Raw genomic sequence first — 13,032 nt, 5'->3', positions numbered from 1 at the left:
TAGGCCGTGGTGCTGTAGCCGATGGTATGCTTTGTGCCATACCCACGGCCCCAGTCCACCAATTCCGAATTTTCTAAGGGAGGTCACCTTGAGTTCTGGCGAATGGTTGTTTGCCTACGGCCTGTTTCTACTGTTTGTGATCAAGATCACCGCATTAATCCTTGGTTTTCTGACGATTCGAATGGGCGCGATGCTGATCAAGACGGGGGCGCTGGGTGAGTTCAAGTTCAGTACAAGTTTTAATGGCGCGAAGGCAGACCTGGCGAGCGTGTCGCCGGGACTTCTGTTTGTGCTGCTGGGTATCGGGCTAATCGGGTACTCAGTGTGGGTAAAGAAGTCGGTGGACCTCGACACCCGACCGGCGGTTCAGCCGGCGATGCAACAGCTTCCAGGGCAGTTGCCACCGACGGGACATCTTCCCGGGCAGGTGCCACCGACGGCACCTCTTCCCGTCAAATAGCTGCTTTTGTCGAAGAAGGAGTGAACTATGCGAGTTGCTTGCTGGGCACTGGTAGCAATTACTTTAATGATGTCGATGCGTTCTGCCGCTTCCGGTGTTTCCGACGGCGGATACAAAGAGGGGCTTGCGGCGGTACAGGCCGGGAAGTGGGATGATGCGATCAGCGCGCTCCAGAAGGGGTCCCCCAACCAGAAGGATGGCATTACCTGCTACCTGCTGGCATATGCATATGCGCAGAAGAGGGACTATCGACAGACGCACACCTATGCAGCTTGCGCGCTGACGGCGCAGCCGGCGCTGGCCGAACCGTATGCGCAGGATGCAAAGGCGTACCTAGGCTGGTCGAATGGGGTGGAACAGGCGGCCTCCGGCGGATACCACATCCAATTAGAAATGAGTAACAAGGACGGAAAGATTTCCAAGGACACGGAGAAAGCAGCTAGGAAGAAGGTGGACGCGTTGGAATCTCCGGAGGCGGCAGCGCAGGCGGCAGCGGCATACCGCGCAGCGAATCCTTGTTCGGATGAGAGTAAGCCCAAGACGCCGGAGGAAGCCCATCAGTGCGAGCGCGGAGCGATGGCTACTGTGCCGGAGGAGCCGAAGGGGAGGTTACCGCCCGATTAGGGTTAGTGGGGTATCGAGTAGAGTTTGGATCGCAGTGTGATGTAGATATTTGAGCGCTATTTGGGGCCATTACAACTATGTGTTCTGAGATGTCCAGATTACCCGCGTAGCTCATCCAGTCGTTGTCTTCGTCCTTGTGGCCGATCGACACGAGGAAGTCTGAGGCCTCGGAGCTTATCTGCCCCATCCATAGGACAGGAGCAGAGCAAGTGGGTCCTCGAACAGGCAGCCACCCGAATGACGATTCTTCGCTGGCCGGCTCATTCCCTTCCGGCGGGAAGGTCCGGGGGATCGAGGACGAAGCGTTTAGAGGGATCGCCCGCCGGTGGACGGTGCTTGGGCGGGTCTGCACCAGGGAAGTTGCCGCCGTTTCGACGCTACGATCGCCGAACTCCAGTGGACGAGCTCGAATCCTTGCCCCGCCTACGTAAACGCTCAGTAATGTTCGGTTAGGAAATGGGAATTGTTCTCACCGTGAATAACGGTTGCTTGAGTGGTCTTATCGTTTTTAGGTCATAAAGTTGCTGTAAGATGTTGCCCATGAACAAGCTTCCACCAGATCAGCGGCTGCCGCAGATCGCCGTCACCTCGGTTGCGACCCTACTCCTTGGAGTGGCCGGAGTCGTTGGTACGAAGCAACCGGAGATCACGCTGTGGGCCGTCTTTTTGGCCGGAGTCTGCTATACATTTGCAATTCATAAGGATTTGCGTTTTAGGAAAGTTCACACCGCTGGAATTGTTGTTGGGCTTTGCGTAGCGAGCATCGGCGTTCAAATCTGGCTTATAACGCAGCATAAAAAGCAGCCGCAAGTTATCACTATTCCATCGAAGGTTGAGGGCGCCGCGACCACTAATGCGCCCCGCAGCGTTGCTAACACAGGCACCATAGGTTCCGTGAATATCACTGGTGACGGTGATGACGTCGGGCCGACAAAGAAAACGACGCCCAAACGAAAATGAAATATCTAATAGTTTTGCTCGCGATGCTGACCGGCATATCTCTGTCTCAGTCGCCGACCGGCGATGCAAGCACCAAAGCTACGTGCAGCGCGGCAAACACTGGAACTATAACGACTTTGACGATCAACTGTTCTGCCATGTCAAAGGAACGTGCTGAAGATATGGTGCGTTTGATGAACAGAATCCTTAGCAAACAGATCGACCCGAAAGAGGTTTACAAGCAGCTCGATCAGATTCAGAGCAGCCTGGTAAGCATCGGCGATACCTTAAACCCGCTAGCAAAAGCCTCACCCAGTCAAATGGCGCTGATTAATGATTCACAACGCCTCGCACTGTCTTGCTCGAACTTCGTCCAGAATTGGAACATTGATTTCACAAAGAGCCAGCAAGCTGCGCTCTCTGCCCTTCAGCCCCTTCAGAGGGGTCAGCCTTCCGCACCGATTGATTGGAATGAAATTATCATTCAAGTAGACAGAAAAAAAGCCGATGAATACAACAAGACGATTGCAACCAAGATTCAGCGGGCCGCCAGCCAAGTTTTAGCCGAGTTGCCTCAAAAGGAGGCTACCCAATATCGGTCCGTGCGCCTGTTACAAATTTCAGCAGTAAAACGCATGGCCGATTACAGCGAAATTGTAGGAGGACTGACCTATATCTACGACCAGTATAACGATCCCGATATCGTAGCCAAACCCAATCCCGTGCTCTTGGCGAGCCTCAAATCGTTACGGCAGGAGTGTCTTAAATTTCAGCAGGACTGGCAATCCGAATACAATAAAACGGCTGGGGTGGGGACTCAGACGCAGGCATCTGTCTATTCGAGCCCGATCACCCTGAAGAACACTTTCGATACTGAGCGTTCCATAGAATTCGAAAAAGCCGTGGAGCCGGAGCTGATTGTTTGGCGCACAAAGGTTCTCTCTCGCGACCCGTCGCTGAATTCGCACATAGATTACAAAAATGTCTCCTCTGCTCTTGATGCGGGCCGAATATGTATGGACGTAATGAACACAGGAAATGGGTATCGGGCCAAGGTGATTGACGACCTTCACAAAGGGCCGAATCGGTGAAGTTCCGGAGGCCGTTATCCCCGCACCTGATCTGGTCCGTCCGATGTTTTGCGCCAGATCGACAGTCATGCCCGCCGGTAAAGATTTTCTCCGAGCGGGAGCGCGTACACGCCCTTACCGAAGTAGTCGAGTCTTGATTCGTGCTCTTTCTTTTCCGGTATAACCGGATGCACACAGTTGGTCACAGCCAGGTCACCGACCGTACCAGCACGATTGCCGACGTCACTCGGATTTGTGTCAGTTTTCCTTGTAACTGAAGAACTGTCCCAAAATGATGGCGTTCGGGTCTGCTCGCGTCCGTTCAAGCATACCTTCGATTTCATCGCCATAGTGTGTTTCTCATCTATTTGAGTGTGGGTCAGCTAGAGATAGTAGGCACCAGTTATAAGTTTCTAGATAGCGCGATAGCTTTATCTGACACTATCCGTTTACTAATCGGTAACTCCATTAGGGCGCGACGGGAGTTTGCATAACGGGCGCTCCTGGCTTATCGCTCTGCATCTTATCGGGACGCCACAATTCCTCTTTGACACTACTTCCACACCCAACACCCTGAAGCTCCAGGTTCAAGAGACCAGTTGCTAAGGATGCACCAGCCTCTATTTGCTGCCAGCTTGGTAATGATTTGACCACTTGGAACGGGACCATCAACGGGTACGCAGCCAACTACGGTCTATGCGCCGTCAGTATGGACGCAGCATCGTGCCTCCGAGTACGATTGCGGTCCCGATTCCAGACACGGTCAACCACGTCCACTGCATGTATGCCGCCCGCCTCCTGACCAGACCTACACGATGACCTTGACGGTCGCAGGTAGCTCCGTCGTTCCTCTTATCATCGAGGGCTGTCCGGAGGGACAGAACGGGATCATCCACACCGGCAGCTGTACAGTCGTCATCTTGAACGACAAGACGTCGGGCTATACGAGCTCTCTTGGTGCGGGCAACCTGTTCTGTGAGAACTGCATTTTGGGAGGCAGTACTCCTATCGTTCTGCAATCGAGCCAGAGCTTCTGGGCTCGTCAGCTGAACCAAGAGCAGCCACTAAGTGCCAAGCTGCAAGGCAATGGCTGCAAGATGTGGATCTTGGGCTACAAAACGGAACACAACGGAAGCGACCTGGTCCTGACCGGGGGAGCCTACGCGGAAGTCTATGGGATATCTGCCCTCGGCAACCCCGGCGGCGGCCCTAACGGTACGATGTTCGATATCACCGACTCAAGTCTGTTCTTCACCGGGACGGCTCTAACCCAATGCACGATCACTCAAGGGTCAGGCGCCTGCAACAATCAGTGGAACGATTGGGTGAGGGAAACGCGACTGGGAGTGACTCAGACCTACGGCGTTCTGAACGCCACGACGGTCGGAGGGACAGAGAACCTCGGATCGTTCTACTCGTTCGGTGCGTCAGGTGGGGGAGGAAGTGTTCCGCTACCTCAGCTGTCCCAGCTCGGCAATTTCATCAGACGTGGTCGCTTCAACTAACCAACACAGAGCCCCTCCTTCATTGGAGGGGCTTCTTCTGTTGCCCGACTGGATACCTAAATCTTTCAAAGGTATAACAGACGTGCCATATCTTCGTATCGGTCTGTGTCGCAGAATCCCTCTGAAAGCCAACACAGGAATCAGTCCCCCATGTTCCAGTTTCGTCGGTGTATTCGAACCTCATCAGGAGATAGATCGTTTTTCGGGGGTTGTAGTTCCTAAACTCTTCGTCAGTGAAGGTTCGCCTCGTGGTCCCCCAGAGGGGAGTGTTGGGTGCCATGAAGTTAGATTGACCCGAAACCTCCTTGGACTTATTCCAATCGGAGTTGAATTCCTTCGCTAGGCCAGTTTGTGCATCCTTATCATCAGCGTTGGCAATGTAAATCCTTGCAAATGTTTTCCCGTTCGTTGCGATCGCTGAACCCACGTTCTCGTAGTGCCAGTTGAAGGCATACTCGGTATTGGCCCTAATTTCAGTAGGATCAGGCGGGGCGAACTCGACTCTGTCAAACTTAATGGCAGCATGAGGCTGCGTCTGTCTGAGTGTCTTGTTTGCGGTAGTGAGAGTTGAGTGAATCCCCGCTATCGCGGAAGTCAAACTACCAGTGGTTGCTGCAAAGCCAACGTTAGCCTGAGTGGCGATATCCTGGAAACCGGTTCTCTGACTGTCGAAGAACTTCTCTTGAGCCTGATCGTTCAGGTAGTGATCCTTATCGATCGCCCTAAACTCGGTTTTTAGTAGGAAGATCAGGAGAAGTACCCACGCACACTTAGCCGGTGTCCCCAGGGTCCTTACGCTCATAATGCCCGCCACCACAGCGAGCGCGCCGATTGCTTTACCTGGGGTCGGAAGATTCGAGTACGGATGCCAGTAAACCCAGAACCCAAAAGACACCACCCAAAGAGCGAATCCGGTCCATGTAGAGTTCCAGACGTCTAGTACTTTTCCACCTCTTCGGATTAGCGTGGGGAGCCACATAGCGGGTAATCCTCTCATTCTGCGAGGCTTGCGTCAAGGATGATTTCCTCTCGCGATCCACACTGATTTCGCTTATTCTTCGCTTATGGGTGGTGAGCGATCGTCGACCACGAGGATGCGGGAGCAGGGTCAAATCTGTTGCGGATGCCGAAACCGTCTCGGCCCTCCCTACCCCGGACGAGAACGATATTGCGATCGCTGTGCGTCGCAGCGCCAGACGCACCACAGGATCTACCTGTATTTCTTCGTCCGAACGGGATGGCATTGCCAATTCCTGGAAGCTGATCTGAAGACGTCACTGCCTAGAAGGCTGACGTTCCAGTCGCCGGACAAGATCCTGGAGATGGCGAAGGCTGGGGGAGCAGCCAAGCAGCTTCATGACATCGCTGCGATCGAACATGCGATCGCAGTCGGTCGCGGAGGTATCTGGCTCAACCTGAATAACGAACAATACGGTAAGTTGAAAAGGTGAGGTCGAATGGCGCAGAAGATCAAGTTTAAGAAGCAATTCAAGCCAATGGGGTTTGGAGATAGAGACGACCGTGGATCAGTTGAGGCACATCTCAGGGCTAAGGAGCATGCGAAAGAGATGCGCAACTTCAATAAGCGAATGAAAGAGTTTGAGGCTGAAGACGCGCGGCGGCGCGACGGCATCATATCGAGGGCTATGGCATTCTTCTCTTCGAAGCATGGAACACGCTGATGGACCACAACAAGCTGCTAGCCCTATGGAACACTGACGACTTCCCAACATGTGCTGAGGGCATGATGCTGGCCCAGGCATATCTGATCAGCTGTGGTGAGGGAGTTAATCGTCTCGGCACCGAGGAACCCTTAGACCGTCTGAATGACATCCAAGCTTGCTACATGGCCCTGGTCGAGCACGGTGAGGACTGTGATTCTTGTAACGAGGTCTAACGATGACAGTCCCACTTGATGACAGTCAAGATCCAATGCCACCGAACACTGTGACAGTAAGCGATCCTATCGTGACCGGGGTTCATCCTGTGCCTGATGACAGTATCGGTCAAGAAAGCAGCAAAGAAGATTACAGCGAAGGCGGTCTTAGCGGAGAAGCCGCGGTAGACGTCAATCCTGATACAGAGCCATTCATGCTACGACAGCGAACTAATGAAGAGATTGCCGACTATGACAAAGGCTTTGAGTGTGGGCAAGAGGGTGGGCAGAACGACGACACGAAGTCACAGGCTTGGCAGCGTGGCTGGGCTGAGGCTCAGGAATAAGTCTTGACTCAAATACGGGAACGGGCTACATGTATCGGCATGAATAATTTAGAGCCCTCTCCCAAGATGTGTAGTCAGTGCCGTCGCCTAAACCGCGACGATGCAACCGAGTGCAAGTATTGTCACAAAGCATTTGTTCAGCGAACAAACTGATATATTCAGCCATGCTGAAAACCTGCTGTCTCTTGATCTGCCTATTGAGTGCTGCTGCGCCAACGTTTGCAGCAAAGAAGTTCGTGGTTGAGGTTGTCTCGTTCTCCTCCCAGACCGATTCAGGTGAACATGCACAGGCTTACTTTGGATATGAGGCGAAGCTAGTCCTGCCTGATGGTTCACACGCGCTGGCAAGTTGTGGTTGGGTTCCTGGGGCGATTACCTGCGGCAACATCGAGTCCTTCCATCCTGAGAAGATGGCTCCTGATTCAAAGAATTGCGTTACTGTTCCGGTAGTTAGAAACGGTCAAACGTTTCCGAATACCTTTGAGACTACCTGCACAGTAAAGGGATTGGGTTCATACTACGCGACGAGAACAAACAACGATCTCAAGATTTCAACGCCATCTGGAGATCTGACTTTCCACATCACAGGATCTTGGTAAAGAAGTGGGGCGTAACACAAGGGATCTGCTACGCTGTCTCCACAATGGAGAAAACACGCAGAAAAGACGGGCATCCTACCCTGCCGCTTGCCGCTCCCAGTCCCCCACGGATGCCCCAAATAGGAGACAGAGTAATCCCTGAGCGATCTGATTCCGTATGGAAGATCATGAACGTCCGCTCTGAAAGCTCCGTCGATCTCGAACTACCAGGAACTTACCTTACTCGATTTCGTCAGGATGTAAGCACTCTGAAGTTCGTCGACGAGGCTGTGACTAAAGCTCTAAAGCCTTTGCGTGATACCGTTGCCATCTCAGAACGCATCGCAGCAGTCCAACGAGAGAATCTTCAGCGGCTGGACGATGACATTGCGGTCCTGACGAAGTATCTGAAGACCGAAGGCGCATCCAAGATTGTCATGAGGGTGCTGGAAACGCTGAGCAATGAACAACACGCAAGTTGGCTGGCTGCTGTGGAACGCATCGAAGAGTTGATGGAGAAAGAGTAGAGTTGCAGCCGGACTGGCATTTGCGACCCTTACCATCATGACAGAGGGCACTGATATATTGATTGGCGCGGCCTGGGGAGGAATTGCCACCCGGGGCGGTGTCGGTATTGTCGGTTGGGGAACAGTTCACGCTATTGCCGGTTGCCACTTCTAGGAGGAGAAATATATGAATTGGCTTAATGCAAATATCAATCATTTCGCTTTACCGATGGGGATACTTCTCGGTTTGTTCTCAGCGGTCTATGGATTCATCGGAATGAAGAAACGCAAGGCCGGTGCTCCACGTCCTTACATGTCAGAAACCGTAAGGAATGGCATGCTCGTGGTGATCGTGGTATCCGCGGTTCTTCTTGGATTCGCGATAGCTAAGACCGTCTGAGAGGAACAATGGTCCGGAGATGTTGAACAGTGCGTGATAGGTTGTCGGCGGGTCTGGCTAGACCTTATTAGTGAACAGTACGCGGCGCTGAAGAAGCCCGGTCCTCGATAGCATCCATAGCCTTCATCATGCGCTCGTGACGTTGTGTGGCTGCCGACGTCATCTCGTCGATCTCGGCTACCCGCTCTTCGAAATGCTCTTTAGCCTGAGCTTCCTGACGCACGAAGGCCTGAGCCATCGTTATCTCGAGACTCTCTAATCCCTGATCTAACAATTCCCGTAAGGATTGGAGTTCTTTCTTCAGATCTTCCATCGGATCACCCTTGATTTACCATTCTAGAGCAGGTCACGGGGTGTAGGCTGTTTCTGCGAGGAGACATCGAGTGAAGATCATCGATCCCGAAGTGTTCCTCGACACGTACTTGGGAGCCGGACTCTTCGGTCATCTCGGGATACCGGTCAAGGGATCCAAGAGAGTCGTGGACGAAAGCTACACCAAGCTGTTGGCGTTCTCCTCAGCATTCTGCCTCCTTGTTCTGATAGGAGGGGTCATCTTCCTATTCATGGACCACCATCGTCGTGCCTCGCTTGTGCTCCTGGCCTTCGGTGTCATATGGGTCTATGCCGGTTACGACCGGGCGCGGCTGACCAAATGAAGATCGGCCCCGGCAGGAACCAGGGGCCGATCTCGATTGCTAAAGTTTGAGACACGCATTCAGTTGAACCTAGCGTTCCAGTGTCGCTCACACCGTTGAAGCAGCCCTTCGGCAGTTCGTAGCAACCTTGGGACCTAGCGGAACTTTATCACATCGCTTATCACTTGGCCTCGTCGCAGACGATGATCCACGCCCAGTCTGAGGGTGCTCCGAACTCCGAAATCAGGGGGTCGACGACCGCCGATGCGTCCCTACGTTCCTGCGCTGGAACCCCCGTTCGAAGAGTGGGTCGAGTAGAACTGCACCGTGGGGGCGGCTGAGCAGGGAAGTAGCGCAAGCAGAATACATAATCCCCATTTTGCTGGAGAATATCGTGGTACGGTTTTCTGCTCATGGTACGGTTTCTCGGTGTAAATGGGGCCAAAAGGTGGTACTTTCGAGACAAGCGAGACAGAAGCCGTCTCAAGCAAGTCACCTGTTTTGCTGGATTTAGTTAATTCTAGGAGGCTTAACCGATAAAGTGGCGGAGAGACAGGGATTCGAACCCTGGATACCTTGCGGTATACACGCTTTCCAAGCGTGCGCCTTCAGCCACTCGGCCATCTCTCCGCAGCATTGTGAGCCCTTTTGAATCTAACACAATTTGAGGCTCGTCATTGGCTCACACTTGCGTTGATCCTTATGGTGTTTGAGCATCTATGTTTTGCTTCATGGTAGCGGAGGGTTTTAGCTCGATCGGTTCACCATGCGTTAAATAGCGACGAAGTGTAGATCGATCTCCCCAGTTGATCTGCCATCCACGATCGATGGCCACCAAGATGTATCGTCCCGGAATCACATTTTCTATATCGAAACTTCCGTCTGTATTGGTCTGGTCCTGTCGCAAGAAGCCAATCGAGTCGGGCTCTTCGATCGTGACAGGAACCAAGAGAACCATTGCGCCGACTACAGTCTTTCCTTCAAGAGTCGCGGTGCCACTGAGATGCGCCCGACCACTCGCAACATGCACTGTCAAAGTTGTCTCACCCGCCGATACCGTCACGTACCGTCCCGACGCCTGGGCTCCCTTGGCGCTTAGTCCAGTGAGATAGATGGTCGGTCGGCCCTGCAAAACGACCTCGTAACGTCCCGGAGGAACCTCAATGATGCGATCTGCGAGCGGGTTTCTCGAGTCGGTGCGGCCAGCAAACCCACCCTCGCCGTTCATGGAAGAAAATGTCCCTCGCTGGGTATCGGTATCGACTAGGCTGACGCTAAGGCCCCCACCGCGTCTGCCGCCGAACTCCTCGGCTGCATCAGAAGATCCGTCGATGTGAATCGTAATCCTGGCGCTGTTGCTCGACGGAGAACCCAGATCAAGTGTTCGAACGGAGTTCGCTGTCACTTCGACCATTGTTGCGTGCCGCTCCTGGCCCGGCGTAGCCAGCCTCACCTGATACAGCCCGGGAGTTAGACCACTAACATCAAATTGCCCTTGTGAGTCCTGACTGGTCGTAATCGAAATTGAACGTGGACCGTTTGAACCCGGAGGAATTTCTTCGACCATGGGAAATGCCGGTCTCTGGCGGCCGTCGACTGCCTCCGCAGCGCCGGACGGGGGAACTATCTTCAGATGAATAGAAGGGATGGGAACAAGATGAAAATCTGCCTCACGCGTGTCGCCGGCATGCAGAACAACCGTCACAGATGTCGCAGCATCGTTGGTGCCTGGAAACCATGTCAAGGGGTATGCGAAGTCGAGGGAAGGGTCGGCTGCCGAAGCTCCGCCTTGTTGCGCGACCTGAGCGTACCAGGGGTGCGCCTGCACCGCAATACGATAGCTTCCCGGGGTCAGATTGGCTAACTCATACGCACCCCGGTCATCGGTTTGGGCGTACGCTCGCGTGCTTGCCGCAGCCTGCGGACCTCCCGGACTTGGCGGCGGCACAAAGTGAAGTGCGACTTGCGCGTCTCTGACGGCATCCCCAGCTTCATCTAGAACGAAACCTTTGATGCTTGCTTCAGGGCTAATTGTGAATTGGATATCGATCGTCGGCGAGTCTGCAGTCAGCACAACAGCGGAAGCAAAAGCACCGTGCTCTTCATAAGACTGGCTGACATAACCCCGGGCGCTCGCTCTAAGATTCCAAGCTCCAGCCGTAGGAAGCGTTATCGAGAAACGACCATGGTCATCGGCTTCGAAGGTTTCGGTCGACGCAGGGGAGCGGCGGCGGTTGCCAAAATCTCCAGACATCTCCGGGCTCGGCGTTAGCCTGCTATGCGGCACCGGGCTCCCATCGACACTGCTGACAACGATACCTGTAATTCCGTACTGCGCGACAACGTTATGCTTCGCCTCGGGTTTCGTCTGCGCTCGAGTTTGGGTGTGCCCGACGCCTCCACACAGCGCAGCAGCAAAGACCAGAAGAGCAGGGCATACCAGATTTCGCATCATGGAATCACCTCGGCAGCCGGCACGGCGTCGAGGTTTAGTGTGGGCTTGTCGCCGACGTTAATCGTCACCGAACTTGCGTGATTGTCGAATGGAGACAGGCTCCCGGCAGTGCGGTAGTCCACCGCGTGCTGCCGCTCGAACGCGATCGCCTGATAGCTTCCCGGCGGAAGATGAGCAAAGTTGTAGCTCCCCGTCGAGCTACTGCGGGTAGTGTAATTCGCTTGCGCGCTCGGCCCGTTCGGAATCAGATAGACCCAGGCTGCCGCGGGATTGCCGTTGAGCTTTACAGTTCCTTGCAGACTGCCGGTCTCACTGCTGACAGTAATGCGGATCGGAATACCTGAGGCTCCAGGTGCAACAACGAGATTTTGCGTTAGCAAATCGGAGTCACCATAGCTGGCAGACTTGATATACCACGTGCCGCTGTTGCGACCCACCAATCGATAGTTGCCGGGCGCAGCCAGGAAGAAGAAAGTCTGATTGTTCTTCGACGATGGCCCCACCCCGACGTACCCACCGTCTGAATCGGCCTGTTCACTGTTCAGGACAAGTCCCAACTGGGACAGCGCCGGTGGAGTACCATCCGCATTCGAAGACCCATCGGCCACCAACTCCAGCGGAATTGATGGAACAGGAGAAAATCTTAAGATCACTCCGGAGATGTCGTGATCAGGAACGGTAATCGTGGTCTCGGCCATCTCGGCGGCATCCGCGCTTGCCATCAACCTCGCCGTCAACGTATAGGTTCCCTGAGGTAGTTGAATCCTCGTCTCGTCGCCGTTGCCCGCGGTGGAGTTCACCTGTAGGGTGCCTCCATTGCTGGCGCGGGCAGAGATTCTCATGAAGCCTCGGTCGGACCCGGCGTGCGATATTCCGACGGTGTGTGTAGGGCTCACGGCCGGCCGCAGCTCAAAGGTTTCCTCCTCTCCGCTGTGAATCCTGATTAATTGTGATGTATCACCGGAGCTTACACTCGGAACCGCAACAGGAAGCACAGCTTCGCCAATAGTGCGATCCCGCAGAACGTAGCGGGTTTGCAGGCGGTACTGGCCTGCTGGCACAGGAATTCGAAAATTTCCATGCGAGTCCGTTTGACCCTGGCCCACCGGCATCCAGCGACGCGCGGAATCGTCGTAAATACTCCTCATCGCACTCACCGAAATGCCTGAGAGTGGAGTCCCGTCGGGAGCCAGCACCACGCCGGTGAGCAGCGCCTCCGGGTAGAGGCGAAGTTCAAGCGGCATCGCCAGTTGGGTGGATTGTAGATAAAAATTACCGGCATCACCGTACTCAGGGCTGGCATAAAACCCAGGTTTGCTTGCGAGGATATTCGCGATAGTCTCGGTGTTCTGCTCGAACCTGAACTTACCCTCGCTATCGGTCAACATAGCTCGGTTATTTAGCCGAACCAGAGCTCTGCGCACGGGTTGGTCCGTGACGGCATTGATCACTCGCCCTATTACCGAGTCCGGCGCACCCGAGGACGTAATCGATGTGCCAAGTCCTGGACCGGGGCCAGTCTGGGCGCCGCAGGTGGCTTGGCGACCGAGCAAGATACAAACCAGAGTTAGAAAGGCAGGCATCGAACCGTTGCGTACAGGACGGCAAACGATTCGGTATGGAGACACGAACGGGTA

Annotated in this window: 16 protein-coding genes and 1 tRNA gene; 12 read left to right on the top strand and 5 right to left on the bottom strand. The window is 54.2% G+C overall.

The window, feature by feature from the left end:
* The first annotated feature begins 88 nt into the window (after positions 1-88).
* From HDF14_RS14395 to HDF14_RS14375, 5 genes are all read left to right on the top strand, one after another.
* The gene (locus HDF14_RS14395; protein ID WP_183977866.1) at positions 89-460 is read left to right on the top strand and encodes a hypothetical protein; all 372 of its coding nucleotides are present in this window, start codon (positions 89-91) and stop codon (positions 458-460) included.
* A gap of 27 nt (positions 461-487) precedes the next feature.
* Positions 488-1,084 carry a hypothetical protein gene (locus HDF14_RS14390; protein ID WP_183977864.1) on the top strand — a complete coding sequence of 199 codons (597 nt, stop codon included), beginning with the start codon at positions 488-490 and terminating at the stop codon, positions 1,082-1,084.
* A 540-nt stretch (positions 1,085-1,624) separates the two neighbouring features.
* Positions 1,625-2,044, top strand: a complete 420-nt coding sequence (locus tag HDF14_RS14385; protein WP_183977862.1) for a hypothetical protein — start codon at positions 1,625-1,627, stop codon at positions 2,042-2,044.
* Entirely contained in the window at positions 2,041-3,114 is a 1,074-nt protein-coding gene (locus tag HDF14_RS14380) for a hypothetical protein (protein ID WP_183977860.1), read from the top strand. The genes HDF14_RS14385 and HDF14_RS14380 overlap by 4 nt, the downstream gene beginning before the upstream one ends.
* Before the next feature lie 794 nt (positions 3,115-3,908).
* A complete protein-coding gene (locus HDF14_RS14375; protein ID WP_183977858.1) occupies positions 3,909-4,598 on the top strand; it encodes a hypothetical protein in 690 nt (229 codons plus the stop codon).
* A 19-nt stretch (positions 4,599-4,617) separates the two neighbouring features.
* Here HDF14_RS14375 and HDF14_RS14370 read toward each other — a convergent pair whose 3' ends face one another.
* Positions 4,618-5,577, bottom strand: a complete 960-nt coding sequence (locus HDF14_RS14370) for a hypothetical protein (protein WP_183977856.1) — start codon at positions 5,575-5,577, stop codon at positions 4,618-4,620.
* Between the two features lie 343 nt (positions 5,578-5,920).
* Between HDF14_RS14370 and HDF14_RS26655 the strand changes: the two genes are divergently transcribed.
* From HDF14_RS26655 to HDF14_RS14340, 6 genes are all read left to right on the top strand, one after another.
* Complete coding sequence (locus HDF14_RS26655) at positions 5,921-6,049, top strand: hypothetical protein (RefSeq protein WP_260698282.1); 129 nt, start codon at positions 5,921-5,923, stop codon at positions 6,047-6,049.
* 6 nt (positions 6,050-6,055) lie between these two features.
* On the top strand, positions 6,056-6,280 hold the full coding sequence (locus HDF14_RS14360; RefSeq protein WP_183977854.1) for a hypothetical protein: 225 nt from the start codon (positions 6,056-6,058) through the stop codon (positions 6,278-6,280).
* A 217-nt stretch (positions 6,281-6,497) separates the two neighbouring features.
* Complete coding sequence (locus tag HDF14_RS14355) at positions 6,498-6,821, top strand: hypothetical protein (RefSeq protein ID WP_183977852.1); 324 nt, start codon at positions 6,498-6,500, stop codon at positions 6,819-6,821.
* A gap of 197 nt (positions 6,822-7,018) precedes the next feature.
* On the top strand, positions 7,019-7,420 hold the full coding sequence (locus HDF14_RS14350) for a hypothetical protein (RefSeq protein ID WP_183977850.1): 402 nt from the start codon (positions 7,019-7,021) through the stop codon (positions 7,418-7,420).
* 167 nt (positions 7,421-7,587) lie between these two features.
* Positions 7,588-7,926, top strand: coding sequence for a hypothetical protein (locus HDF14_RS14345; protein WP_183977848.1), 339 nt, complete (start codon positions 7,588-7,590; stop codon positions 7,924-7,926).
* Between the two features lie 166 nt (positions 7,927-8,092).
* A complete protein-coding gene (locus HDF14_RS14340) occupies positions 8,093-8,305 on the top strand; it encodes a hypothetical protein (protein ID WP_183977846.1) in 213 nt (70 codons plus the stop codon).
* Between the two features lie 67 nt (positions 8,306-8,372).
* Here HDF14_RS14340 and HDF14_RS14335 read toward each other — a convergent pair whose 3' ends face one another.
* Complete coding sequence (locus tag HDF14_RS14335) at positions 8,373-8,618, bottom strand: hypothetical protein (RefSeq protein ID WP_183977844.1); 246 nt, start codon at positions 8,616-8,618, stop codon at positions 8,373-8,375.
* A gap of 70 nt (positions 8,619-8,688) precedes the next feature.
* On the opposite strand from HDF14_RS14335, the gene HDF14_RS14330 reads away from it, so the two are divergent.
* Positions 8,689-8,961, top strand: a complete 273-nt coding sequence (locus tag HDF14_RS14330; RefSeq protein ID WP_183977842.1) for a hypothetical protein — start codon at positions 8,689-8,691, stop codon at positions 8,959-8,961.
* Positions 8,962-9,482: 521 nt separating this feature from the next.
* On the opposite strand, the gene HDF14_RS14325 is transcribed toward HDF14_RS14330, so the two are convergent.
* The 3 genes from HDF14_RS14325 to HDF14_RS14315 form a co-directional block, all read right to left on the bottom strand.
* Positions 9,483-9,570, bottom strand: a tRNA-Ser gene (locus HDF14_RS14325).
* Positions 9,571-9,640: 70 nt separating this feature from the next.
* On the bottom strand, positions 9,641-11,395 hold the full coding sequence (locus HDF14_RS14320; RefSeq protein WP_183977840.1) for a carboxypeptidase-like regulatory domain-containing protein: 1,755 nt from the start codon (positions 11,393-11,395) through the stop codon (positions 9,641-9,643).
* Complete coding sequence (locus HDF14_RS14315) at positions 11,392-12,783, bottom strand: carboxypeptidase-like regulatory domain-containing protein (protein WP_183977838.1); 1,392 nt, start codon at positions 12,781-12,783, stop codon at positions 11,392-11,394. Before HDF14_RS14315 ends, HDF14_RS14320 begins: the two co-directional genes overlap by 4 nt.
* Positions 12,784-13,032 lie beyond the last annotated feature (249 nt).

Origin of the sequence: Tunturiibacter gelidiferens (assembly GCF_014201335.1) — a bacterium.
Lineage (GTDB): Bacteria > Acidobacteriota > Terriglobia > Terriglobales > Acidobacteriaceae > Edaphobacter > Edaphobacter lichenicola_E.
This window is presented reverse-complemented; position numbering and strand designations above follow the sequence as displayed.